Annotated in this window: 21 protein-coding genes and 1 pseudogene; 16 read left to right on the forward strand and 6 right to left on the reverse strand. The window is 69.4% G+C overall.

Features of this window, described 5'->3' with window-relative positions; genetic code table 11:
* The first annotated feature begins 141 nt into the window (after positions 1-141).
* From ON26_RS31235 to ON26_RS31300, 14 genes are all read left to right on the forward strand, one after another.
* Positions 142-1,047, forward strand: a complete 906-nt coding sequence (locus tag ON26_RS31235) for a LysR substrate-binding domain-containing protein (protein ID WP_040801980.1) — start codon at positions 142-144, stop codon at positions 1,045-1,047.
* Between the two features lie 189 nt (positions 1,048-1,236).
* Complete coding sequence (locus ON26_RS31240; RefSeq protein ID WP_040801983.1) at positions 1,237-2,550, forward strand: NtaA/DmoA family FMN-dependent monooxygenase; 1,314 nt, start codon at positions 1,237-1,239, stop codon at positions 2,548-2,550.
* The gene (locus tag ON26_RS31245; protein ID WP_051028058.1) at positions 2,547-3,848 is read left to right on the forward strand and encodes an acyl-CoA dehydrogenase family protein; all 1,302 of its coding nucleotides are present in this window, start codon (positions 2,547-2,549) and stop codon (positions 3,846-3,848) included. The genes ON26_RS31240 and ON26_RS31245 overlap by 4 nt, the downstream gene beginning before the upstream one ends.
* Positions 3,845-5,200, forward strand: a complete 1,356-nt coding sequence (locus ON26_RS31250) for an LLM class flavin-dependent oxidoreductase (RefSeq protein WP_051028059.1) — start codon at positions 3,845-3,847, stop codon at positions 5,198-5,200. Before ON26_RS31245 ends, ON26_RS31250 begins: the two co-directional genes overlap by 4 nt.
* Positions 5,197-6,543 carry an NtaA/DmoA family FMN-dependent monooxygenase gene (locus ON26_RS31255; protein ID WP_040801987.1) on the forward strand — a complete coding sequence of 449 codons (1,347 nt, stop codon included), beginning with the start codon at positions 5,197-5,199 and terminating at the stop codon, positions 6,541-6,543. Before ON26_RS31250 ends, ON26_RS31255 begins: the two co-directional genes overlap by 4 nt.
* A 10-nt stretch (positions 6,544-6,553) precedes the next feature.
* The gene (locus tag ON26_RS31260) at positions 6,554-7,597 is read left to right on the forward strand and encodes an aldo/keto reductase (protein ID WP_040801990.1); all 1,044 of its coding nucleotides are present in this window, start codon (positions 6,554-6,556) and stop codon (positions 7,595-7,597) included.
* Entirely contained in the window at positions 7,594-8,631 is a 1,038-nt protein-coding gene (locus tag ON26_RS31265) for an aldo/keto reductase (RefSeq protein ID WP_040801992.1), read from the forward strand. The genes ON26_RS31260 and ON26_RS31265 overlap by 4 nt, the downstream gene beginning before the upstream one ends.
* Positions 8,628-10,259, forward strand: coding sequence for an ABC transporter substrate-binding protein (locus ON26_RS31270; RefSeq protein ID WP_040801994.1), 1,632 nt, complete (start codon positions 8,628-8,630; stop codon positions 10,257-10,259). Before ON26_RS31265 ends, ON26_RS31270 begins: the two co-directional genes overlap by 4 nt.
* A gap of 3 nt (positions 10,260-10,262) precedes the next feature.
* Entirely contained in the window at positions 10,263-11,453 is a 1,191-nt protein-coding gene (locus ON26_RS31275; protein WP_083884513.1) for an ABC transporter permease, read from the forward strand.
* Complete coding sequence (locus ON26_RS31280; RefSeq protein ID WP_040801996.1) at positions 11,450-12,340, forward strand: ABC transporter permease; 891 nt, start codon at positions 11,450-11,452, stop codon at positions 12,338-12,340. The genes ON26_RS31275 and ON26_RS31280 overlap by 4 nt, the downstream gene beginning before the upstream one ends.
* Positions 12,337-14,025, forward strand: coding sequence for a dipeptide ABC transporter ATP-binding protein (locus ON26_RS31285; RefSeq protein ID WP_040801998.1), 1,689 nt, complete (start codon positions 12,337-12,339; stop codon positions 14,023-14,025). Before ON26_RS31280 ends, ON26_RS31285 begins: the two co-directional genes overlap by 4 nt.
* The gene (locus ON26_RS31290; protein WP_083884514.1) at positions 14,022-15,383 is read left to right on the forward strand and encodes an acyl-CoA dehydrogenase family protein; all 1,362 of its coding nucleotides are present in this window, start codon (positions 14,022-14,024) and stop codon (positions 15,381-15,383) included. Before ON26_RS31285 ends, ON26_RS31290 begins: the two co-directional genes overlap by 4 nt.
* On the forward strand, positions 15,380-16,681 hold the full coding sequence (locus tag ON26_RS31295; protein WP_083884515.1) for an acyl-CoA dehydrogenase family protein: 1,302 nt from the start codon (positions 15,380-15,382) through the stop codon (positions 16,679-16,681). The genes ON26_RS31290 and ON26_RS31295 overlap by 4 nt, the downstream gene beginning before the upstream one ends.
* Before the next feature lie 108 nt (positions 16,682-16,789).
* Positions 16,790-17,368 carry a pyridoxamine 5'-phosphate oxidase family protein gene (locus tag ON26_RS31300; protein ID WP_040802090.1) on the forward strand — a complete coding sequence of 193 codons (579 nt, stop codon included), beginning with the start codon at positions 16,790-16,792 and terminating at the stop codon, positions 17,366-17,368.
* A 47-nt stretch (positions 17,369-17,415) separates the two neighbouring features.
* On the opposite strand, the pseudogene ON26_RS33790 reads toward ON26_RS31300, so the two are convergent.
* Positions 17,416-17,595 (reverse strand): annotated as a pseudogene (locus ON26_RS33790) (hypothetical protein); the annotation flags it as partial.
* A gap of 201 nt (positions 17,596-17,796) precedes the next feature.
* Between ON26_RS33790 and ON26_RS31305 the strand changes: the two are divergent.
* Positions 17,797-18,828 (forward strand): aldo/keto reductase, encoded by a 1,032-nt coding sequence (locus ON26_RS31305; RefSeq protein WP_040802092.1) that lies wholly within the window; start codon positions 17,797-17,799, stop codon positions 18,826-18,828.
* Positions 18,829-18,941: 113 nt separating this feature from the next.
* Here the strand turns inward: ON26_RS31305 and ON26_RS31310 are convergent, their stop codons facing one another.
* Together ON26_RS31310 and ON26_RS31315 are read right to left on the reverse strand one after the other, a co-directional pair.
* Entirely contained in the window at positions 18,942-19,394 is a 453-nt protein-coding gene (locus ON26_RS31310; RefSeq protein ID WP_040802000.1) for a methyltransferase family protein, read from the reverse strand.
* A gap of 192 nt (positions 19,395-19,586) precedes the next feature.
* Entirely contained in the window at positions 19,587-20,210 is a 624-nt protein-coding gene (locus ON26_RS31315; RefSeq protein WP_040802002.1) for a TetR/AcrR family transcriptional regulator, read from the reverse strand.
* Between the two features lie 96 nt (positions 20,211-20,306).
* On the opposite strand from ON26_RS31315, the gene ON26_RS31320 reads away from it, so the two are divergent.
* On the forward strand, positions 20,307-21,050 hold the full coding sequence (locus ON26_RS31320; protein WP_040802005.1) for an SDR family NAD(P)-dependent oxidoreductase: 744 nt from the start codon (positions 20,307-20,309) through the stop codon (positions 21,048-21,050).
* 122 nt (positions 21,051-21,172) lie between these two features.
* Here ON26_RS31320 and ON26_RS31325 read toward each other — a convergent pair whose 3' ends face one another.
* The 3 genes from ON26_RS31325 to ON26_RS31335 form a co-directional block, all read right to left on the reverse strand.
* Positions 21,173-21,640 carry an OsmC family protein gene (locus tag ON26_RS31325; protein WP_040802007.1) on the reverse strand — a complete coding sequence of 156 codons (468 nt, stop codon included), beginning with the start codon at positions 21,638-21,640 and terminating at the stop codon, positions 21,173-21,175.
* 103 nt (positions 21,641-21,743) lie between these two features.
* Positions 21,744-22,676 (reverse strand): aminoglycoside phosphotransferase family protein, encoded by a 933-nt coding sequence (locus tag ON26_RS31330; RefSeq protein ID WP_040802009.1) that lies wholly within the window; start codon positions 22,674-22,676, stop codon positions 21,744-21,746.
* Between the two features lie 394 nt (positions 22,677-23,070).
* Complete coding sequence (locus ON26_RS31335; RefSeq protein WP_040802011.1) at positions 23,071-23,532, reverse strand: NUDIX hydrolase; 462 nt, start codon at positions 23,530-23,532, stop codon at positions 23,071-23,073.
* Between the last annotated feature and the right edge of the window lie 159 nt (positions 23,533-23,691).

Raw genomic sequence — 23,691 nt, forward strand, 5'->3', positions numbered from 1 at the left:
GCACGGTGACGGGCCGCCTCGCCCTGGACCGTCAAGCCGGGCTGTACAGAATCGTCCTGATCGTAAGGATTTTCTCGAACGCCCCGGGCGCGCAAGATGAATGGGCCCCACCGATTCGTGCGTCAGCGAAACGAGGAATCCATGTACGACATCCGGCGCCTGATCCTGTTACGGGATCTGTCCGAACGCGCCACGTTGACGGCGGTATCGGAATTGCACGGGATCACCACTTCCGCGGTTTCCCAGCAATTGCGCATTCTCGAGGACGAGGTGGGTACGGTGTTGACCCGCAGGGAAGGGCGGGTGCTGCGCCTGACCTATGCCGGGCGGGTGCTGGTGGATCACACCTCGCGCATCGTGGCCGCGCTCGAAGAGGCCGAATCGGCGGTGGCCGCCACCGCGGAGAAGGTGACCGGGGTGCTCACCCTCGCCACATTCCGCACCGCGCAGAACCGGCTGGCGCTGCCCGCGGCCTCGCGGCTGATGAAGGAGTACCCGGGTCTGCGGGTACGGCTGGTGGATCTGATGCCGGTGGATTCGGTGCCCGCGGTACGGCGCCAGGAAGTGGATCTGGCGATCACCTATGCCTACTCGTTCGGTACCAGGGATCTCCCGCTCGGCCTGACCTCCGACTTCCTCTACGAGGACCCATTGGTCCTGCTCGCACCCCCTGGCCTGCGTGAACAGGCTCGTCGCCGCGGGCTGGCGGCGGTGCGCGACGCGGACTGGATCACCGCTCTCGACGGCGCGCCCTCGATCGCGTCGGTGATGTTCGCCTGCCGCGAGGCCGGTTTCGCCCCGCGCATCCAGCATCGCTGCGGCAGCTTCGCAGGTATGGCGGACATGGTCGCGCACGGGCTCGGGGTGGCGGTGGTGCCCGAGCTGTCGCTGTCCGACGAACACCGGTCGCTGGTGGCCTGCCCGGTCGTGGACGCCTCGCGCCGGATCGGAGTGACCTACCGCCAGTCCTCGGCCGAACGGCCCGCCATCGCGGCCGCCATCCGGACCCTGCGGTCGATGGTGCAGCCCCGCCTGCTCGCCTCGTGAGCCGGACCGTGGCCAGATCGCGAAATCGTCGGCGCTGTCGCCGGATTCGACGTCCGTGAGTCCAGAAAAACTGAACGATTGTCGTAGAACCGCTGTCTTGTGCGGTCCGGCAATCACTTCCGATACTGACCCGAGAAGTAATTCTCCGCCTGCCCCGGAATTCCCGGCGGCCCGAATCGACGGAAGCCGATGACACGCTTTCTGCATGTGAACATATCGCTGCTCACGCCCGGCCATTTCCGCGGCGCATGGCGGCTGCCGGACAATGATCCGCGCGCATTCATCGACGCCGCGAATTTCCGGCGCCTGACCAGGCTGGCCGAATCCGCCGCGCTGCACGCCGTTTTCGTCGGCGACAGCCCCGCGCTCGCCCCCGACATCGCCAACGCCCCCGGACTCGGTCACGACCCGGTGGTCATGCTGGCAGACGCCGCCGCGGGCACCTCGCACATCGGCGTGATCGCCACCGCATCAACCACTTTCGAGCATCCTTACGCTCTCGCCCGCAAGTTCCTGAGTCTGGATCACCTCACCGGCGGTCGCGCGGGCTGGAACGCGGTCACCACCCAGGCCGTCGCCGCGGCAGCCAATTTCGGATTGCCGGAACTGCCCGACAAGGAATTGCGCTACCGCCGCGCCGAGGAATTCGCCTCGGTGGTGACCGGGCTGTGGGACGGCTGGGAACCCGAGGCCCTGCTCGGTGACAAGTCGGGCCATTTCGCCGACACCTCCCGCATCCACAAGGTCGCGCACCAGGGCGAGTTCTTCTCGGTCGCCGGTCCGCTGCCGCTGCCTCGCTCGCCGCAGGGCAGGCCCCTGGTCGTGCAGGCGGGAGGCTCACCCGGCGGGCAGCGCTTGGCCGGGCGCCATGCCGACCTGGTGTTCACCACCGCGCAGACGCCGGAGCTGGCGAAGGCGCAGCGCGAGACCATCCGTTCGCACGCGACAGGTTTCGGCCGCGATCCGGAGTCGGTGCAGCTGTCCACCGGCTTGGTGGTGGTGATCGGCGGCACCGAAGAGGAGGCGCGCCGCCGCGAGACCGAACTGCGCAACACCATCCCGTCGCGTCCCGCGCTCGACCAGCTGGCCGGCCAGCTGGGCCTGGCGCCCGGCTCACTCGAGGCCGACACCGTACTCACCCCGGACAGCCTGTCCGGCGCGAACGGCCGCTCCGCCGGTTTCGGTGCGGGCGTGCTGGCCCTTCTCCGGCAGCGCCCGCACACCGCGCTGGAACTCGTGCACCGTTTCGCGGGCGGCGCGGGTCACCGCCTGGTGGTCGGCACCCCCGAACAGGTCGCCGACGGCATCGTCGACTGGTTCGCCGCCGACGTCACCGACGGGTTCACCATCATGCCCGGCGACACCAATCACGACTTCGCCGCCTTCGTCGAGCAGGTCGTTCCGATCCTGGTGCGGCGCGGCGTCTTCCGCGGCGAGTACATCCACGACACGCTGCGCGGCAACCTCGGCCTCACCCTGGAGCCGGCGGGAGTCCTCCGATGACCGCCGCCGCAGTCGAGCCGGGCCGCGGCTTCGCCTCGCCGCAGGAAGCCGGCACGCCCCGGCAGCCCGGCGCGGTGCAGGAGGCTCACGCCGTGCGCACGTCCGGCGCTGCGCCCGGGTCGGGCACGGCGCACGGTCTCGACGAAGCCGCCTTCACCGAAGTGCTCGCCCGGATCGCCGAGCGCGCCGCCGACGTCGACCGCGCAGGCAGATTTCCGACCGAAGCGTTCGAGGAGCTGCACGCGATCGGCGCCATCGGCCTGACCGTTCCGGTGGAGTTCGGCGGTCTGGGCCGCGGCATCGCCGAGGCGGTCGAGGTGATCGAACGGGTGGGTGCGGCCGACCCGTCGGTGGCGCTGATCCTGCAGTGGAGCTACGTCAATCACCTCGGCCTGCGCCATACCGACAGCCCCTGGCCCGCAGACCTGGCCGAACAGGTGCTGCGCGCGGCCGCCGCCGACGGCGCGCTCGTCAACGGCCTGGCCGTGGAGCGCGAGCTGGGCAGCCTCTCGAGGGGTGGGCTGCCCGCGACCACCGCGACCAGGCTGCCGTCGGGCGACTGGCGCATCGACGGCGAGAAGGCCTACGCGACGGGCATTTCCGGCCTGTCCTGGTTCACCGTCGTCACCAGCACCGACGAGCCGACCCCGCGCGTGGCGACCTTCCTGCTGGACGGCTCGACTCCCGGCTACCGGGTCCTGCCCACCTGGAACCACCTGGGCCTGCGCGGCTCCGACACGCAGTCGGTGGTCTTCGAGGGTGCGGTCGTCCCGAATGCCCGGCTGATCGACATCAGGGATCCGGCGGCGGGCCGCGCCCGCCGCAACGACCGCCAGGTACTGCCGGTGCTGCTGGCCGCGGTCTACAACGGCGTGGCCATCTCGGCGCGTGACTGGCTGGTGCGCTACCTGCACACCCGCGTGCCGACGGCGCTCGGCGCCTCGCTGGCCACGGTCCCGCGTTTCCACGACCGGGTCGGCGAGATCGAGGCGTGGGTGCAGACCAGCCGGGCACTGGCCCGCCAGGCCGCCGCCGCGCTGATCGACGCCGGCGACGGTCCGGCCGGTCCGCTGCCCGGCCTGGCCAAGCACGTGGCAACCACCAACGCGATCCGGGTCACCGAGTCGGCGCTCGACCTCACCGGCAACCCCGGTCTGGAACGCGCCAACCCGCTGGAACGGCACCACCGCGACGCTCTGGTCGGCCGAATCCACTTCCCGCAGAGCGATTTCCTGCTCGCCGATCTGGGTCGCGCCGCTCTCGCCCGCGGCCGCGACGCCCTCGAGGAATCCGCATGAGTCACCGCGAAGTCCATCTCAACGTCAATATCCTCAATGCCGGTGTGTTCGGCGGATCGTGGCGCTTCCCCGGCACCGATCCGACCGCCTCGCTCGGCCTGGACCACTACCTGAACATCGCCCGTAAGGCCGAGGAAGCCACCTTCGACGCGATCTTCCTCGCCGACGGCCCCGCCATCCGCGACGACCTGCGCTACCGCTCCTTCAACAGCCTGGAGCCCTCGGTGGTGCTGGCCGCGGTGGCCGCCGCCACCAGCAAGGTGGGCCTGATCGCCACGCTCTCGTCGAGCTACAACGATCCCTACGATGTCGCGCGCCGCTTCGCCTCGCTGGATCTGCTCAGCGGCGGGCGCACCGGCTGGAACGTGGTCACCACCGCAGGAACCGACGCCGCGCGCAATTTCGGCCTCGACGCCGAACCCGCGCACGCCTACCGCTACCAGCGGGCCGCCGAGTTCGTCGAGGCGGTGCGCACGCTGTGGAACAGCTGGGAGCCGGACGCTTTCGTCGGTGACAAGGCCACCCACCGCTTCGCCGACGTGAGCCGCATCCACGACGCCGACTTCCACGGCGAGCACGTGCGGGTGGCCGGTGCGCTCAACGTGCCGCGCAGCCCGCAGGGAGAACCCGTGGTCGTGCAGGCAGGCGCCTCCAAGGACGGTCGCGAGCTGGCCGCGCGCATCGGTGAGGTCATCTTCACCGCCGCGCAGACCGAAGAGGAAGCCGCCGACTACTACCGGGACGTGAAGTCGCGTGCCGCCGCGTTCGGGCGCCGGCCCGAGCACATCGCGATCCTGCCCGGCCTGTCCACGGTGATCGGCTCGACCGAAGCCGAGGCGAAGAAGCGGCGCGAACTGCTCGCCGAACTCGTCCCGCCGGAGTACGCGTTGAACCGGCTGGCGGGCCAGCTCGGCGTCGGCGTCGAGGATCTGGTCCTCGACGGCCCGCTGCCCTGGCATCTGCTGGCCGACCCCGACGAAGCCGGTGGCTCGCAGACCTTCTACAAGATCGCCCTCGGCCTGGCCAAACGGGAGAACCTGACCACCCGTCAGCTCATGCACCGGCTCGGCGGCGGCGCGGGACATCGCATCGTCACCGGCACGCCCGAGCAGATCGCCGACGCGATCATCGACTGGGTCGACAAGGGCCTGGCCGACGGCTTCAACCTCATGCCCGACGTATTGCCCGGCGGCTTCGACGATTTCGTCGACGGCGTGGTGCCGATCCTGCGGGAGCGCGGCGTCTTCCGCACCGAGTACAGCGGCAGCACGCTGCGTGAGCATCTGGGCCTGCCGGTCCCCGAATACCGCCGTCCCGTCCCCACTGCCCAGCGCGCGGAAGGAGCGGCATGATGGCCCGCACCCTGCGATTCTTCGTCAATATCGGCGGCGCCGGATACCACCCGGCGGCCTGGCTGGAGCCGGAACTGCCCGCCGACGCCTTCATCCGGCTGGACCACTACGCGGCCGCCGCGGCGGTGGCCGAACGCGGCGCCCTCGACGGCCTGCTGTTCCCGGATATCCCGGTGCAGCAGCCCGGCATCGCGCGCGGCCCCTCGGCCACGCTCGACCCGGTCCTGCTGGCGGGCGCGCTGGCAGTGCGTACCGAGCGCATCGGCCTGGTGCCGACCGCGAGCACCACCGTGAACCGGCCCTACAACCTGGCCCGGCGCATCCTCTCGCTCGACCACGCCACCGGCGGGCGGGCGGGCTGGAACGCGGTCACCACCTTCGAGCCGAAGGCGGCGGCCAACTTCGGCATCACCGAACTACCCGAGCGCGACGAACGCTACCGCCGCGCCGCGGAGTACCTGAAGGTCGTCACCGGACTGTGGGACAGCTGGGAGGACGGCGCGGTGCTCGGCGATCAGGTCGCGGGCCATTTCGCCGACCCCGACAAGGTGCACTCCCTCGAGCACGAGGGCGAGTTCTATTCCGTCGCAGGCCCGTTGAACGTGGTCCGCTCGCCGCAGGGCAGGCCGGTGCTGGTGCAGGCGGGCGCGTCCCCGCAGGGCCGGGCCTTCGCCGCCGCGCACGCCGAGGTGATCTACACCAGCCAGCTCAGCCTGTCGGCGGCCCGCGAATTCGGCGCGGAGGTCCGCGCCGCCGCGGCCGCCCAAGGCCGCGACCCCGAATCGCTGCGCATCCTGCCCGGCCTGGTGCCGATCATCGGCTCCACCGAGGCCGAGGCGCACGCGAAGTTCGATCGCCTGCAGGAACGCCTGCACCCCGACAGCGAACCGGTGCGCGCCCTGGCCCGCTGGCTCGGCTACCCCGACGCCGAACTCGCCCTGGACGCCCCGCTGCCCGCCCGATACGCCGAACTGCCCGCCGACCGGGTCGGCCCGCAGGGCTTCTTCTACTCGCTGACCCGCTACGCCTACGAAACCGGCCACACCGTCCGGAAGTTGCTCACCGAAGTGCTCGGCGGGCATCGCGTGGTGATCGGCACCCCGAAGTCGCTGGCCGACCACATCGAACTGTGGTTCCGCAACGCCGGCATCGACGGCTTCACCATCATCCCGGCCGTCCTGCCCGCCTCGCTCACCGACTTCGTCGACGAGGTGGTGCCGGAGCTGCGCAAGCGCGGCCTGTTCCGGCACGGATACGAAAGTGCCACTCTGCGTCATCATCTCGGCCTCCCCGAGCCGGCGAACATCTTCGCCCGGCCGGCCGTCTCTCCCCTCGGAAGGTGACCCCACCGTCATGACCCACCGTTATCTCGGCCGCACCGGCGTGCTGGTCAGCCCACTCACGCTGGGCGCCATGAACTTCGGCGCCTGGGCCAACAACGACCACGACGAGGCCGCGCGGATCATCCATCGTGCACTGGACGCGGGCATCAATGTCGTCGACACCGCCGACGTGTACTCCCAGGGCGAGAACGAGGAGATCGTCGGCAAGGCGCTGCTCGGCCGCCGTGACGAGGTCGTGCTCGCCAGCAAGTTCCACGGTCAGATCGGCACCGACCCCAACACCCGCGGCAACTCGCGCCGCTGGATCGTGCGCGCCGTCGAGGACAGCCTGCGCCGCCTGCAGACCGACCACCTCGACCTCTACCAGGTGCACCGGCCCGACCCGTCGGTCCCGCTCGAGGAGACCCTGCGCGCGCTCGACGACCTGGTCGCCGCGGGCAAGATCCGCTACTACGGCACCACCACCTTCGAGCCGCACCAGCTCGTCGAAGCGCAGTGGGTCGCCGAGGACCGCAACCTGCAGCGCCCGGTGAGCGAGCAGCCGCCGTACTCGATCCTGGCTCGCGGCGCGGAAAAGGCGACGCTGCCGATCGCGCAGAAATACGGCCTCGGTGTGCTCACCTGGAGCCCGCTGGCAGGCGGCTGGCTGTCCGGCCGCTACCGGGCGGGGGAGAGCGCGCCCGAGTCGACCCGCCTGCGGCGCCAGCCGCACCGCCACGACCCCGAACTCGCGGCCAACCAGCGCAAGCGCGCCGCCGCCGAGGAATTGGCCAAGATCGCCGACGACGCCGGGCTGAGCCTGGTCCACCTGTCGCTGGCCTTCGTGTTGCAGCATCCGGCGGTCAGCAGCGTCATCATCGGCCCGCGCACCCTCGAGCATCTCGAGAGCCAGCTGGGCGCGGTCGACGTGCGCCTGGACGCCGACCTGCTCGACCGCATCGACGCCGTGGTCGCCCCCGGCGTCACCATCTCGCCCGCCGACGAGGGCTACCTGCCGCCCTCGCTCACCGACGCCGCCACCCGCCGCCGCACCGTCACCGGAGTAACCCGATGAGCCTGTCCGACCTTCGCACCCTCGGCCGTACCGGGGTGCGGATCAGCCCGTACGTCCTGGGCACGATGAACTTCGGTTCCCGTGGCGGGACCACCCACGAGGAATCCATCGCCCTGATCCACCGCGCGCTCGACGCCGGAATCAACGCGATCGACACCGCCGACACCTACTCGCGCGGCGAGTCCGAGACCATCGTCGGCAAGGCCCTGGTCGGCCGCCGCGACGATGTGATCCTGGCCAGCAAGTTCCACAATGCCGTCGACGACGACCCGACCCACCGCGGCAACTCGCGCCGCTGGATCGTGCGCGCCGTCGAGGACAGCCTGCGCCGCCTGCAGACCGACCACCTGGACCTGTACCAGGTGCACCGCCCCGAGCGGGTCACCGATCTGGACGAAACCATCGGCGCGCTGGACGATCTGGTGACCGCCGGCAAGATCCGCTACTACGGCACCTCGGTGTACTCGCCCGGCGAGCTGATCGAAGCGCAGTGGATCGCCGACCGCCGCAAACTCAATCGTCCCGCTACCGAACAGGTCCCGTACTCGCTGCTGGTGCGCGGCATCGAACGCGAGACCCTGCCCATCGCGGGCAGATACGGCATCGGCGTGATCTCCTACGGCCCGCTGGCCGCGGGCTGGCTGTCGGGCAAGTACCGCATCGGCGCCGAACAGCCGACCTCGCACCGCGCCGATCTCATCCCCGGCCGCTTCGACGTCGACAACCCGGCCAATGCCGAGAAGCTCGCCGCCGCCGACGCCCTCGCGCAGCTCGCCGAGGACGCCGGCCTGACCCTGGTGCAACTGGCGATCGGCTTCGTGCTCAGTCACCCGAACATCAGTGCCACCATCGTCGGCCCACGCACCGAGGAGCACCTCGACGCCTACCTCGGCGCCGCCGACGCGGTCCTCGACGACGACGTGCTCGACCGGATCGACAAGATCGTCGCCCCGGGCAAGATCTTCCACGAGCGCGACACCGGCACCATCGCCCCTGCCCTGGGTGATCCCGCACTCCGGAGGACCGTGGCGTGAGCCGACGATTCCGTGGCCTGCTGTCGACCGCCGCCGTAGCGCTGGCCGCCGCGACCCTCGTCGCGTGCGGCTCCGGCCCCTCGACCCCGGGCGAGCCCGCGGGCGACCCGGTCTACGGCGGGACGCTCACCTTCTACGATCCCGTCCAGTACACGGCCTGGCTGCCGACCGCCTCGCTGTGGTCCAACAGTCAGGTCGCCAACAACCTCGCCGACCGGCTGACCTGGCAGGACCCGAAGACCGGGGAGATCGTGCCCTGGCTGGCGACCTCCTGGGAGATCAGCGACGACAAGCTGAGCTACACCTTCCACCTGCGCGAGGGCGTCACCTTCAGCAACGGCGACCCGCTCGACGCCGAGGTGGTCAAGGCCAACTACGACCAGCACGGCTTCGGCGACGCCGCGCTCGGCATCCCGAAGGACAGCTTCTTCGCCGACTACGCGGGCACCGAGGTCGTCGACCCGCTGACCGTGCGCGTGCGGTTCACCAAGCCGAACGCCGGTTTCCTGCAGGTCGTCTCGTTCTACCGGACCGGATCGATCCTGGCGCGTCCCTACCTGGCGCTGGATCTGAATGCCCAAGGTCAGGCGCAGAACTGGATCGCCTCGGGTCCGTTCGTCGTCGAATCCGTCCAGGGCACAACGGGTATCACCCTGCAGCGGCGCGAGGACTACGACTGGGCGCCGGCGACCGCGGCCCATCAGGGCAAGGCCTATCTCGAGCGGATCGTGTTCACCACGGTCCCGGAGGCGGGCAGCCGAGTCGGCGCGCTGCAGTCCGGTCAGGCGCACATCGCCCGCAATATCGCCCCCTACGACGAGGAGACAGTCGTCGCGGGCGGCGGGCGCATCGAGGCGTTCCCGGTGCAGGGCCAGACCAACAAGCTGACCTTCCAACTGGATTCGACGGCGCCGGTGCACGACAAGAACGTGCGCCTGGCCCTGCAGGCGGCGACGAACCGCGAGGAGATCAACGCGACGGTGCTCTCGCCGAGCTACCCGATTCCCACCAGCATCCTGGTCCAGGGCACGCCCTCGCGCGGTGACGCCTCGTCCTATCTGACCTACGACCCGGACAAGGCGAACAGGCTGCTCGACGAGGCGGGCTGGGCGAAGGGCGGCGACGGCTACCGCGCCAAGGACGGCAAGCGCCTGAGCTTCCAGATCTGGATCGCCCCCTACTACCAGGTGTCCCAGCCTGTGCTGGAACTGCTGCAATCGCAGTGGAAGAAGGTCGGCGTCGAACTGGTCATCAATGCCGCCTCGCAGACCGAGTACGAGTCCATCCGCGCCGCGCGTGGCGACGACTGGGCGCTGGCCCAGGGCCAGACCTCGCGCGCGGAACCGGACGTGCTTCGCGCCGCCTTCGACAGCACCGCCACCGACGAGATCAAGAACCCGACGCCGGACGCGAAGCTCGACGAACTGGTGCGGGCCCAGGCCTACACCTTCGATCCGGCCGAGCGGGCCGCGGCGGTCCAGGCCATCGAGGATCACCTGTTCGCCAACGCCTACGTCATCCCGCTCTACGACGAGACCCAGGTCTTCGGCCTCGCGCCGACCGTGCACGGTTTCAGCACCGAATCCACCGCACGCGCCTGGCTCCACGACACCTGGATCACGGAGTAGGTCATGGGCGGCTACATCGTGAAGCGGGTGCTGCAGGCGGCCGGAGTGCTGCTGGCCGCCTACACCCTGTCGTTCGTGCTGCTCAGCGCCCTGCCGGGGGACGCGGTGAACAACCGCATCCAGAACCCGGACGCGCAGATCCCGCCGGAAGCCGGGCGGCGGATGCTCGAGTTCTACGGCCTGGACCGGCCGATCCACGAGCAGTTCCTGCACGGTCTGGCCGGTGTCTTCCGCGGCGAGCTCGGCTACTCGCTCACCACCGGCACGCCGGTGACCGACATGATCGGCGCCGTACTCCCCGCCACCCTGGCCTTGACCGGCCTGGGCCTGGTCATCGGCACCCTGCTCGCGGCCGCGCTCGCGATCGCCGCGAACTACCTGCCGTGGTCGCCGCTGCGCACCCTCGTCGGGACGACGCCCGCATTGCTGGCCTCGGTGCCGACCTTCGTGGTCGGTATCCTCGCCCTGCAGTTCCTGTCGTTCGAGTTCGGGCTCATCCCCTCGGTGGACGACGGAACGTTCGCGGCGCTCGTGGCCCCGGCCGCCACCCTGGGCCTGCTGATCGCCGCGCCGATGTCGCAGGTGTTCGCCACCTCGATCCGCTCGACCCGGCAGCAGCCCTTCGTGCACGTGCTGCACGCCAAGGGCGCCGGGCACGGCTACGTCTTCCGCAAGGACGTGCTGCGCAACTCCTCGCTGCCGGTGCTCACCCTGCTCGGCCTGACGCTGGGCGAGCTCATCGCGGGCTCGGTCGTCACCGAATCCGTCTTCGCCCGCGACGGCATCGGCCAGCTCACCGTCGGCGCGGTCGAGACCCAGGACCTGCCGGTGGTGCAGGGCGTGGTGCTGGTGTCGGCGGCGGCGTATGTGCTGGTCAATCTGGCGGTGGATCTGGTCTACCCGCTGATCGATCCGCGCGTGGTCGCCGACGGGAAGAGCCTGCGGGTCACCGGTTCTCGCGCCGATCGTCGCGCGGTCCGGCAGCGGGTTTCCGTCGTCGTCGCGGCGGTCCGTGATCGAGTGGGGCGGCAGACGCCGGTGCAGCGACCCGTCGCCGCGCCGGCCGCGCCGACGCTCGTGTCGGCGGACGACGCCTCGGCCGGTAGCGCCCGGAACTCGCGGCTGTCGAAGTCGATCGGGCGGGCGGCTCGCCCGCCCGCGCCGCAACTGCCCGCAGAGGTGGCGATGCCATGACCACGCTCGTGAAGAACGACGGTGTGTCGTCGCCGGGCCCGGCTCCCAGCCGGAACACGCGCTCGACCGCTGCCGCCGCGCTGCGCTGGGCGGGTGCGAACTGGTCACTGTCGCTGGCGGTAGGCGTCGTCGGCCTCGTCCTCCTGTGGGCGCTGCTCCCTGGCCTGTTCACCTCCTACGACCCGTTGCTGCCCGACCCCGCGGCGAAACTGTCGGCCCCCTCGGCCGAACACTGGTTCGGCACCGACCAACTCGGCCGCGACCTCTACGCGCGCATCGTCTACGGCGCCCGCGCCTCGCTGGCCGGATCGGCGGTCGCCGTCGTGGTCGGCGTGGTGGTGGGCACCCTGCTCGGCGCCGTCGCCGGCTGGTTCGCCGGCTTCACCGACGGCGTCGTCATGCGCGCCATCGACGTGGTGCTGGCGATCCCGGGCTTCCTGCTCGCCATCACCATCGTGGTGCTGCTCGGCTTCGGCATCTTCCAGGCGGCCGTCGCGGTCGGCCTGACCTCCGCGGCCACCTTCGCCCGGCTGATCCGTTCGGAAGTACTCAAAGCACGCACCAGCAACTACGTCGAAGCCGCGATCACCAGTGGCGCGTCGACATTCGACATCTTGCGCAGGCACGTGATCCCCAATTCGATCGCCCCGACGGTCTCGCTGATCACCGTGCAGTTCGGCATCGCGATCATCTGGATCGCCTCGCTGAGCTTCCTGGGCCTCGGCGCGCAGCCACCGGACCCGGAATGGGGCCGGCTGGTCTCCGACGGCCGCAACTACATCGCCACTCGCGGCTGGCTCACCCTCTGGCCCGGCCTGACCATCGTCGCGGTGGTGCTGGCGACCAACCACATCTCCCACCACCTCACGAAGAGGCAGAGCTCATGACCGCATCCCGCGCCGCCGGGGAAAAGGTCGTCGCGGCAACCGATCCGGTGCTCTCGGTGCGTGGACTGACCGTCGGCTACCGCTCGCGCCGCACGCTCACCCCCGTGGTCCACGAGGTGTCCTTCGAGGTGCCGCGCGGCCGGGTACTCGCCCTGGTCGGCGAATCCGGTTCGGGTAAGACGACCACCGCCCACGCGGTGCTCGGCCTGCTGCCCGCCAACGGCGAAGTCCTCGGCGGCGAGATCTCCTTCGCCGGACAGGATCTCACCGAACTGTCGGCAAAGGCCTGGCGCCGGGTCAGGGGCAGGGCGATCGCCCTCATCCCACAGGACCCGACCGTCTCGCTGGACCCGGTCCGCCGGGTGGGCCACCAGGTCGAGGACGTGTTGCTCCTGCACACCGACCTCGACGCCGAAGCCCGCCGCCGGCGCGTGTACGAGTTGTTCGAACTCGTCGGCTTCACCGACGTGGAACGCCGCTATCGCCAATACCCGCACGAACTCTCCGGCGGTATGCGCCAGCGCGTGCTGATCGCCTCGGCCGTCGCGGCCGAGCCCGAACTGATCATCGCCGACGAGCCGACTTCCGCACTGGACGCCACCGTGCAGAAACAGGTGCTCGACCTGCTCGACGACATCCGTGCCCGCAGCGGCACCGCCACCGTCCTGGTCACCCACGACCTCGGCGTCGCCTCCGACCGCTCCGATCTGCTCGGCGTCATGCGCGAGGGCAGACTGGTCGAGGTCGGACCCACCAGGGAAGTCCTCGCCGATCCGCAGCACGAGTACACCCGCCGCCTGCTCGACGCGGTGCCCGCACGCCTCGGCCGGATCAACCCGCGCCCGACCGTTCGGCCGGCGCGAGCCGCCGGTTCCGCGATCGCCGGTGCGGCATCCGTGCCGCCCGTCGCGGCCATCGAAGTCACCGACCTGCGTAAGGTCTACGGCGACGTGCCCGCCGTCGACGGCATCTCCTTCCAGGTCCGCCGGGGCGAAACCTTCGCCGTGGTGGGCGAATCCGGCAGTGGCAAGTCCACCACCGCCCGGGTGATCACCGGCCTCACCGGGGCCACGTCGGGCACCGTACACCTGCTCGGCACCGATATCACCCGGCTCTCCCGCAAGGAATATCAGCCGCTGCGCCGGGAAGTGCAGATCGTCTACCAGAACCCCTACTCCTCCTTCGACCCCCGTTTCGACGTCTACGACGTGGTCGAAGAGCCGTTGCGCGCCTTCGAGCCCCGCAAGCGCGGCAGGCGCCCGCACGAGGATCGGGTGGTGGCCGCGCTCGAAGCCGCCGCGCTCCCAGCGGATTTCGTGCGCCGCCACCCCGGGGAACTGTCCGGCGGCCAGCGCCAGCGCGTGGCGATCGCCCGCGCCCTGGTGGTCGAGCCGAAGGTTCTCGTCCTCGACGAGCCGATCTCCGCACTCGACGTCTCGGTCGCCGCCCGCATCCTCGAACTGCTGCGCACCCTGCAGGAGGAGCGCGGCCTCACCTATCTGTTCATCTCCCACGACCTCGCCGTGGTCAGGGCGATCTCCGATCGGGTCGCGGTCATGCGGCACGGCCGGATCGTCGAACAAGGCGAGGTGGAGCGGGTCTTCTCCGATCCCGCCGACGACTACACCGTCCGGCTCGTACACGCCATCGCCGGGCGCGACCTCACCACAGGAGGAGTGTCATGACGACTTCGACGCAACCGGTGTCACTGGACGAGGCGGTGGCGAGATTCCGCGAACTGTTCGCGGAATTCGCCGAAGGAGTGGGGGAGCGCGACCTCACCGGCGAGCACCCCTACGAGCTGATCCAGCAGCTCGCCGACGCCGGCTTCGGAAAACTCCGCGTGCCGGTCGAATTCGGCGGCTACGGCGTCGACCTGCCGACCCTGTTCGACCTGCTCGCCGAAGCGGGCCGCGCCGACTCCAACGTTCCGCAGATCTGGCGCGGGCATTTCACCACCGTCGAAATCCTGCGCAATGAAGTCGACCCGGAGGTCCGTGAGCACTGGCTGCGCCGGATCGCCGCGGGCGCGGTGTTCGGCAACGCGCAGTCGGAGCCGTCCGCGGTGGTCGCCGAAGCAGCGGGGGATAATTCGGGCTGGGGCGTGACCACCACCAAGGTGCACACCGGCGAGTCCGGGCAGCGGCTGGTCTCGGGCACCAAGTTCTATTCGACCGGCTCCCGTTTCGCCGACTTCATCCGCGCGGCCGTGGCCGACGATTCCGGCGCGCGTGCGTTCGCGGTGGTTCCCGCCCGCCATCCCGGCGTCACCCACGTCGACGACTGGGATGGCGTCGGGCAGCGCCAGACCGGCAGCGGCACAACCCTCTTCGAGGACGTGCCTGTCGAGGAACTCGGCGACATCGGCCGATTCAAGGAATCCCTGCGCGGTCTCGACTCCTTCGTGCAGATCGTGCACCTGGCCAACCTCACGGGCATCGCCGGCAGCATCCTCGACGAGACGATCGCACTGGTCCGCGCCCGCACCAGGACCAGCCTGCACGCGCTCACCCAGAAGGCCGCCGAAGATCCCGAGGTGCTCGGCGTCATCGGTCTCCTGCGGGCGCGGCTGCTCACCGCCGAAACACTGCTCGACCATGCCGCCCGCAGCCTCGAGGCCGCGCACGCCTCGGGCGAGGAAGCCGACTTCACCCGCGCTTACCTCGACACGTCCGCCGCCCAGGTCGCGGTGATCGAAGCGGTCCTCGACGCGGCTTCCCGCGCCTTCGACGCCCTGGGCTCCTCGGCGGCGCGCAACAGCGTGCACCTGGACCGGCACTGGCGCAACGCCCGCACCCTGGCCTCCCACAATCCCGTGATCTACAAACCGCGCGTGCTGGGCGACTTCCTGGTCAACGAGGTCGCCCCGGTGCCCGGCTACTACCGCAACCGCCCTTCGGCCGCCGAGGACTCCGCGCCGCTGTCCGCAACCGCCGAGCAGGCGGCGGCCGGCGCGCGGGCTGTGAGCGCAGACGATCATGTCGTGACAGGGGACCCGGCCGCAGGCGACGGCCGTGTCGTGAGCGAGGGACGCGCGCGATGAGCAACCCGGTGACAGAAGCGGGCCCGGTCGGCCACGATGCCGAGATCTCGGCATCCGGTGACCCGGCCGGCGAGCTCGGCATCCGGACCACGGAGTCCGCAAGCGGCTCTGCCGTGCCCGACGCCCTGACAGTGGCGGGCATCCGGGCGGCGATCGCGCCGATCCTGCGCAGGCTCGCCGACACGGCGCATGAGCGGGAGACCCGGCGCGACTATGCCTTCGACGATGTCCGTGCCCTCGCCGACGCGGGGATCGTGCTCACGGGCATCCCGGTGCGCGAGGGCGGCGCGGGCGGATCGGTCCGCGACGTCTTCGATCTGATCATCGAGGTCGCCCGCGCCGATTCCAGTGTGGCGCAAGCGCTCCGATCCAGCTTCCTGCTCGCCGACCAGGTGGTCTCCCGCCCGGACCTGCCCAACCGCGCGGCCTCGCTGCAGCGCATCCGCGACCGAGCCCTGTTCGCCGGCACCGCCAACGAGCGCAACGGCGGCCCCAGCGGCGAGGTCACCGCGACCGCCCGCCGCGACGGCGAGGACTGGATCGTCGACGGCGACAAGTATTACTCCACCGGCGGCCTCTACGCCTCCTGGTTCTCCACCCAGGCCCGCACCGAGGACGGCGAAGTCATCCGCTTCACCGTCCCCACCGACCGCGAGGGCGTGGAACGTCTCGACGACTTCGACGCCGTGGGCCAGCGCCTCACCGCCAGCGGCACGACTCGGCTACGCGGGGTCCGGGTCGCCGCCGACGAGGTCAACGTGATCGGCGAAGCCGAGCTCGACAACCCCTTCACCGGCGCCGTCGCCCAGCTCTACCTGGCCGCCGTGCAGGCGGGCCTGGCCGCGCGCGCTCTGGACGACGCCGTCTGGTTCGTCCGGGAGAAGGCCCGCCCGATCAAGCACAGCACCGCCGACAAGAGCGTCGACGACCCGTATGTGCGCGAGACCGTCGGCCGGATCGCCGCCAAGGCCCAGGCCGCCAGGTCCGTGGTGCTGCTCGCGGCCGAGGCGATCGAGGGCGTGCGCGGCCGGACCGGTGACGACGCCAGGCAGGCGGGCGCGGCGGCCTCGGTGCAGGTCGCCCAAGCAGGCGTGATAGCCATCGAGTCCGCGCTCGAGGCGACCGAGCTGCTGTTCGATGTGGGCGGCGGCTCCATCACCGACCGCACCCTCGGCTTCGACCGGCACTGGCGCAACTCCCGCACCGCCGCCAATCACAATCCGCGCCAATGGAAACAGGCCGTCGCGGGCGCCTACCACCTGACCGGCGAGGAGCCCCCGACCACCGGCCTGTTCTGATCCCAGTTCTCCCTGCCGCGCAAACGGGACGTGCATCCGGGCGCACAGGGCACCGTTACCCTCGAATCGGAGTCCTGTCCCGGGCAGGGCGACGTGGAAGGAGGCCTGGTGGCCAAACTGTTCCCGCGCATCGACGAGTCGCTTCGTGAGTTCATCGGACAACAGGCGATGTTCTTCGTCGCGACCGCGCCGTCGTCAGGGGGCAGGGTGAACCTGTCCCCGAAGGGATATCGCGACACCTTCGCGGTACTCGATGATCACACCGTGGCCTACTTGGACCTGTTCGGTAGTGGCGTGGAAACCATCGCACATCTGCGCGACAACGGCCGGATCACCGTCATGTTCTGCTCGTTCACCCGCAACTCGCGGATTCTGCGCCTCTACGGTACCGGGCGCATGGTTCGACCGGACGACGCGGAGTTCACCACTGTCCGTGAGCATTTCGGAAGCGATCATCCCGGCGTACGCGCAGCCGTGGTGATCGAGGTCGACCGTATCGCGGATTCGTGCGGCTACTCGGTGCCGTACTTCGAACTCGTCGGCGAGCGCCCGGTGCTCGACGCCCACCACGCCAGGGTGCCCGACGACAAGTACGCGAGCCGGATCGTGGGCGACAACGGGCACAGCATCGACGGCCTGCCCGCGCTGGACCCCGGACATCCGACGCCCGGATCGATCAGCAGCTGATTCGCTGGTGTCCACCGGTCGGTGTCGGCTCGGTAGCGCCAGGTCGATCAGAGCAAGCGGTAGCGGCTGGTCGGCACCACATCGATGTCGCGGTCCGCGCCGAAGGTGGCGACGCTTCGCATCATCAGGCCCACCCGGCGGCCGAGTTCGGCGTCGTCACCGCCGCTGCCGTAGAAGGCGTGCATGTCGTGCAGGGCCTCGATCGGGAAGTGCTCTTCCACGACAAGGTCGTCAGGCGCAGCATCGCGTCGGCGACGTGCGAATCACTGACATCGAGGACGGCTTCGGTCGCTCGCCACCACCCTTCGCTGGTGATCGGCCGGAGAGTCGTGGACGACTGCTTCGTGTACCGGACGGCTACGCCGGGGACAGAATCGGCCTGATCCGAAGAATTCACCCGATCACCGCGGCCGGGCAGGATGTTCCTCATGAGCTATGGCCCGTTCGAACAGACCTACGCCGCCGCGCAGGACCGCTACGAGAAGATCCCCTACCGTCGCACCGGCAAGTCCGGTCTCGACCTGCCCGCCTTCTCGTTCGGCCTGTGGCAGAAGTTCGGTACCGACTACCCGTACGAGACGCAGCGCGAGATCATCCTGCACGCGTTCGACCTGGGCATCACCCACTTCGACAACGCCGACCGCTACGGCCCGCCGCACCGCGCCGCCCAACACAACTTCGGCCGCGTCCTCGCCAAGGACCTCGCCCCGTACCGCGACGAGCTGATCCTGTCCACCAAGGCGGGCAATCCCATCGGCCCCAGCCCCTACCTCAAGGGTGGCTCCCGCAAGTCGATCCTCACCTCGCTCGACCACAGCCTGCGTGACCTCGGCACCGACTACGTCGACATCTTCTACCACCACAGCCCCGACCTCTCGACTCCGCTCGAGGAGTCCGTCGGCGCCCTGGTGAGCGCCGTGCAGCAGGGCAAGGCCCTCTACGTCGGCATCTCCAACTACGACACCGAGCGCACCCACCAGGCCGCCGAACTGCTCCGCGCCGCCGGCGTCCCGCTGCTCATCCACCAGGCCCGATACTCGATCTACGACCGCCGCCCGGAACAGAACGGCCTGCTCGAGACCGCCACCGACGACGGCTTCGGCGTGATCGTCTACTCCCCGCTGGCCCAGGGCCTGCTCACCAACAAGTACCTGGAGACCATCCCGGAAGGCGCCCGCGCCCAGAACAGCACCTTCCTGTCGCCGAGCCAGATCGACGACACCTACCGTCAGCGCACCGCCGAGCTGAACAAGATCGCCGAGGCGCGCGGCCAGTCGCTGGCCCAGCTGGCGCTGCAGTGGGTGCTGCGCCGTCCCGAGGTCACCTCGGCGCTGATCGGCGCGAGCTCCACCGCCCAGCTCGACCACAACCTCCAGGCCCTGAACTTCCCCGAGTTCACCGCCGACGAGCTGGCCCTGATCGAGGAGCACGGCGTGCACGGCACGGGCCTGAACCTCTGATCCAGTCCAGCACCTGACAACGGGCCGGAACCGACCATCGGTTCCGGCCCGAGCGGGCTCGGCGCCCTTCCCGCCCCTGACCGTCAACCCTGATCGCAGGGGGCGGCCGTCGATCAAGCCCGCAGCGGGCCGATCCACCGCGGCACCCGGCTGCGGTACTGCTCGTACTGCTCGCCGAATCGCTCGCTGAGTGCCTTCTCCTCGGCCGGGATCTGGATGCGATCGATCAGTGCCACGAAACCGGCGGCGGGCAACAACGCCCAGGCCGAACGCAGCAGCACCGCGTGCGCGGTCAGCGCGCTGGCCAGGCTCAAATACATCGGGTTCCGTGTGAGCCGGTTGGGCCCGTCGGTGACCAGGGTGGTCACCTTGTCGAAGGTGGCCGGGTTGATCGTGGTGCCCTCGTCGGCGAAGCGGCTGACCGTCCAGGCGATCAGGGTCGCCGATGCGGCGGTGAACGGCGCCGCGGCCAGGCCCGACCATGGGGTCGGCTGCCGGCCACGGGCCTGCAGGTACTGGATCCCCGCGGCCCCTGCGGCGATGACCAGTGGCGGGATTCGGCTCATTGGTCTCCTCCTGATCGCGTGGCTGACTCCAGGCTACGACTCCGACGTGAACCCGAACCGCCCCGGACCAGCCCGGCGATCGGGCAGCGTTCCGGCGACCGCAGCCGCCGGCAACCCCATCGCCGACTACGCCCAGGTCGATCATCCGCTGGGCTGAAAGCGCCGCTTCGCATCGTCGCTGTGCGAGATCGATCACCGAGTCTCGGGGACGAACGCGGCGACCGCCCGCAAGGCGACATCCACCCAGCTGTGCAGTTCCTCCCGGCGGACGCCGGCGGCCGCGTTGACCGCCAGACCCTGGCTGACGGTCGTGAGGTATCCGGCCAAGGCGGCCGGATCGGTCTGCGGCGTGAAGTAGCCCTCCGCCACCGCGCGCGCCAGTCGATTCGTCAACTCGGACAACATATTTCCCCGATAGTCGGCCAAGAACTCGGAGATGCCGCTGTTGGCGTCGGAGCAAGCGAGGCCACCCTGAATGGACAGACAGCCGAGCGGATGCCCCGCGTCGGTGAGGGCGTCGACGGAGGCGTGCAGGTAGTTCGCGATCATGTCGAACCCGCCGGGCTGTGCCAGCACGTCCGCCGCATAGGCGACATAGGTCTCCCGGTAACGCACGACCGCCCGGCGGAACAACTCTTCCTTGCTGCCGTACACGGCGTAGAGGCTCGGCTTGTTGATGCCCATGGCGCGGGTGAGCTCGGCCATCGAGGCGCCCTCGTAGCCGTGCTCCCAGAAGACATGGATCGCGCGGTCGAGCGCCTCGTCCTCGTCGAAGCCGCGCGGGCGCCCGCGTTCGCGCTGTTTCTCGCCGTTCACGGGGCCAGTCTACCGAACGGTACAAAAATTTGACATGCGGCCGCAGCGGGGTGCAGGCTGGGAGTCGCAACCGATCGGTACAAAAAGGAGTTCATCATGGGACAGCTCGACGGCAAGACCGCTCTCGTCACCGGCGCGACCTCGGGTATCGGCCTGGCGACGGCCGAAGCATTCGCCCAGGAAGGGGCACACGTCTTCCTCACCGGACGACGCAAGGAACTGCTCGACGAGATCGTCGAACGCATCGGCGCCGACCGCGCGACCGGCATCCGGGCCGATGTCACCGACCCCGACGACCTCGACCGGGTCGTCACCACCATCGGCGACACCGGCTCACGTCTGGACATCCTGTTCGCCAACGCCGGCATCGCCGAGTTCGCACCCCTCGGCGAGATCACCCGCGAGCACTTCACGAGCACCATCGACACCAATATCGGCGGAGTCGTGTTCACCGTCCAGAAGGCACTACCGCTGCTGGGTAACGGATCGTCGGTGATCCTCTGCGGCTCGAACGTGGGCATCAAAGCCTCCCCGGCCATGAGCATCTACGCCGCGACCAAGGCCGCTGTTCGCTCGCTCGGCCGCAGCTGGGCAGCGGAACTGACCGACCGGGGCATCCGCGTCAACACGATCGCACCCGGCCCCACGGAGACCCCCGGCCTGCTCGGATTGAGCCCCGACACCGAGCAGTTGCGCGCGAACCTGATCGCGACCGTGCCGATGAATCGCCTTGCGCGGCCCCAGGAAACGGCCGGTGTCGCGGTATTCCTCGCCTCCGACAGCAGCAGTTTCATGACCGGCTCGGAGGTGTACGTCGACGGCGGAGCCAGCCAATTCTGAGATGACCGCCACGGCGGGCAGGCGACGCTCCTTCGGCTGGGGCTTGCGCCGTGGCAGTCGCCGGTGTCCTCTCCGGCCACGCCGGTCGGAGCTGTTCGGAGCAACCGGCTTCGGGCGAGCCCTTACCGTGCTGCGCTCCGCACCGCGGCCGGTTCGCATCGAACGGGGAAGTTCACCGATCGGGCGATGAAGCACTTCTCGTGGGCCCGGTGGTGCAACCGGTCGAGCGTGCCGGGGGCGACATCGCCTCGGACGGTCACCTCGGGCCGCAGGACGACCTCGGTGAATTCGCCCGCACCGTCGGGATGTTCGGTCATCCGGCCGATCGCGTGGTCGAGGTATCCGGTGACCACCACGCCGGCGTTCGCGGCCAGAGCGAGGAACCACAGCATGTGGCATTGGGCGAGCGCCGACACGAGGAGTTGCTCGGGGTTCCACCGGGTCGGGTCGCCGCGAAACGCGGGATCGGACGACCCCGCGAGGATCGTGTCGGCGGCGGAGCGGACGGTGTGGTCGCGCGAGTACGCCTCGAACTGTTCGGTACTGCCGGACCATTCGACAGCGACGGTGTACGAGTGCTCGTGTGGCAACGCGCCTCCAAAGGTTGGACCCCGTGTGTAACGCACCCTACGTCGGCTCCGCGAGACTGCCGAACGTCGTGAGGTCAGGGGTATCGAATGCAGGGGACCCACCTCATCGCGCGTCGATCCGTCGCAGACAGTCGGCGACATCCACACCCGAAACGAACGCAGTCATCCGCTCGCCGGACACCGGAAGATAGCTTCGATACTCCGCTACGGCGAACACATACGCCCATGCTCGCAATCGGTTCTCGTCGAGCAGCGGGTGACCGTTCAATTGCTCCAGCCGCGCCTCGATGGAGTCCGGGCCGTCCTGGATGGCCACCCACAGCCCGGCCTCGGCGTTGATATCGCCCATCGCGCCGAGAGGGTCGATCGTGTACCAGTGGCCCGGCCCCGCGAGGATGTTCTTGGCTTGGAGATCCGCGTGGAGAATGTGCCGCCGCGTCGTGGTGCGCAGCAGCCGATCCAGGACTTCTTCGGCGGCGGCAAGGCGTCGTACGGCGTCGAACGCCGCCATGGCCTCGGCGTAACGCGGATCGGCGAAACGATCTCGCGCCCAGCCGATTCGCGTTCCAGTGACCACGGGAAGATCCGCTAGCCCGGTGGGCTCGGGTAGGTCGGCTGCGTTGAGCCTGAGCAGAAGCTCACCGAACTTCGCGGAGTCGTCGGGCCCGCCGGTCGGCCAGACGATGTCGCCGGGCACGATTCGGGTCATCAGGAAGACGCCGGACTCGCCGTCGTGTTCCAGGATGTCGGGTGCACCGTCGGCGGCCGACCAGCGCCCGAGCAGGCCGACTTCCGTCGCGCCGGAGGCTTGGTCCACCGGGAGTTTCAAGACGGCGGCGGTGCCGTCATGGGTGGTGGCGTAGACGCAGCACGACATCGCGCCACTGTCGGCGACACGGCCGAGTTCGAGTTTCCACTCACGGGCGTAGTGGGCGATGCGGTCGGGGAGTGCGTCCAGCCACAGGCGGCCGTCCTGCTCTCCCCGGAGGAAAAGGATGGCTTTCTCGAGACGCTCGGGTATGACGGGCACGGTCATCGGGCGAGAACCTCCTCGAGCGTGCCGGCAAGAGCTTCCAGGTGGCGCCGAGAGAATCTCCACGCGCTGGGTGGTTCATGTGGGTTCCGCTGCGGGGAGCGCCGCACCTGGCAAGCCTCCGTGACTCGGCGTGGATGTATCCAGCTCCAAGGTTGTGGGCGTCAGCGACAATTCTCCGGGCTACTCTTGTCGTTCTTTCGTGTCATTCGAACGCCATTGGTGTGGCCACTTTCGTCGTTGGCGGAACTGATGTCGAATGGACCGAAATTGCATGGCTGGAACGAAGATTATTGTGTCCGGGCTTCCCAGGGACATGCCGTGGCCGTCAGATTCGTCAACCGAGCTATTCGGAGCCGTGCTCGCTGTCGACCGTCAAGCGCGAGCGAGTCATCGCCTACCAGCCGAAGGTGGAGAATGCGCGTTGGCCGTTCATGTGCTGCATGGCTTCTCGGCAATAGTCGATCATGTGCTCGGGCGGCGCATCGAGCCCGAACCAATGCAGTTCGACGCACTTTTCGGGCTCGCGGTTCGTCGGCTCGCCCTGCCAGCTCGTCACGGTGAAGAAGAAGGCGACGCGGCCACCTGACGACGAGTTGTGCATGATGTGACTGAAGTGCACGTCTTCGGGCATGATCGTGATGCCGATCTCCTCGTCGGCTTCACGGATGAGGGCGGCGACAACGGATTCGCCGGCCTCCAAGTGCCCCGAGGGCAGGTGCCATGCGCCGTCCTCATAGCCGGTGTTCTGGCGCCGACCATAGAGCACCTTTCCATCGCGGTGAAGAACGAGATGCACGTCGCCAGTTATCTTGTGCCGCTGCGACTTGTCCTGTGTGGCGATATCGCTGGTCGTCATGCTGGGGCGGACGTCCTTTCCATCCAGTACTGCTGGTGAGCTCGGCTATTACGCGTCTTTCCTACGAGGTGCCTCCAGTGCCGAACCCCTGGTCGTCGTCGGGCTATATGTCGGACGCATAGTCGAGGCAGGCCTATCGGCATAGCGTCATCGAGCCCG

The organism is Nocardia higoensis NBRC 100133 (genome assembly GCF_000308595.1).
Taxonomy (GTDB): domain Bacteria; phylum Actinomycetota; class Actinomycetes; order Mycobacteriales; family Mycobacteriaceae; genus Nocardia; species Nocardia higoensis.

Bases quoted from the DNA above. Each gene is read 5' to 3' on its own strand.
- ON26_RS31235 (WP_040801980.1), top strand. From the start codon at position 142: ATGTACGACATCCGGCGCCTGATCCTGTTACGGGATCTGTCCGAACGC.
- ON26_RS31240 (WP_040801983.1), top strand. From the start codon at position 1,237: ATGACACGCTTTCTGCATGTGAACATATCGCTGCTCACGCCCGGCCAT.
- ON26_RS31245 (WP_051028058.1), top strand. From the start codon at position 2,547: ATGACCGCCGCCGCAGTCGAGCCGGGCCGCGGCTTCGCCTCGCCGCAG.
- ON26_RS31250 (WP_051028059.1), top strand. From the start codon at position 3,845: ATGAGTCACCGCGAAGTCCATCTCAACGTCAATATCCTCAATGCCGGT.
- ON26_RS31255 (WP_040801987.1), top strand. From the start codon at position 5,197: ATGATGGCCCGCACCCTGCGATTCTTCGTCAATATCGGCGGCGCCGGA.
- ON26_RS31260 (WP_040801990.1), top strand. From the start codon at position 6,554: ATGACCCACCGTTATCTCGGCCGCACCGGCGTGCTGGTCAGCCCACTC.
- ON26_RS31265 (WP_040801992.1), top strand. From the start codon at position 7,594: ATGAGCCTGTCCGACCTTCGCACCCTCGGCCGTACCGGGGTGCGGATC.
- ON26_RS31275 (WP_083884513.1), top strand. From the start codon at position 10,263: ATGGGCGGCTACATCGTGAAGCGGGTGCTGCAGGCGGCCGGAGTGCTG.
- ON26_RS31280 (WP_040801996.1), top strand. From the start codon at position 11,450: ATGACCACGCTCGTGAAGAACGACGGTGTGTCGTCGCCGGGCCCGGCT.
- ON26_RS31285 (WP_040801998.1), top strand. From the start codon at position 12,337: ATGACCGCATCCCGCGCCGCCGGGGAAAAGGTCGTCGCGGCAACCGAT.
- ON26_RS31290 (WP_083884514.1), top strand. From the start codon at position 14,022: ATGACGACTTCGACGCAACCGGTGTCACTGGACGAGGCGGTGGCGAGA.
- ON26_RS31295 (WP_083884515.1), top strand. From the start codon at position 15,380: ATGAGCAACCCGGTGACAGAAGCGGGCCCGGTCGGCCACGATGCCGAG.
- ON26_RS31305 (WP_040802092.1), top strand. From the start codon at position 17,797: ATGAGCTATGGCCCGTTCGAACAGACCTACGCCGCCGCGCAGGACCGC.
- ON26_RS31310 (WP_040802000.1), bottom strand. From the start codon at position 19,394: ATGAGCCGAATCCCGCCACTGGTCATCGCCGCAGGGGCCGCGGGGATC.
- ON26_RS31320 (WP_040802005.1), top strand. From the start codon at position 20,307: ATGGGACAGCTCGACGGCAAGACCGCTCTCGTCACCGGCGCGACCTCG.
- ON26_RS31330 (WP_040802009.1), bottom strand. From the start codon at position 22,676: ATGACCGTGCCCGTCATACCCGAGCGTCTCGAGAAAGCCATCCTTTTC.
- ON26_RS31335 (WP_040802011.1), bottom strand. From the start codon at position 23,532: ATGACGACCAGCGATATCGCCACACAGGACAAGTCGCAGCGGCACAAG.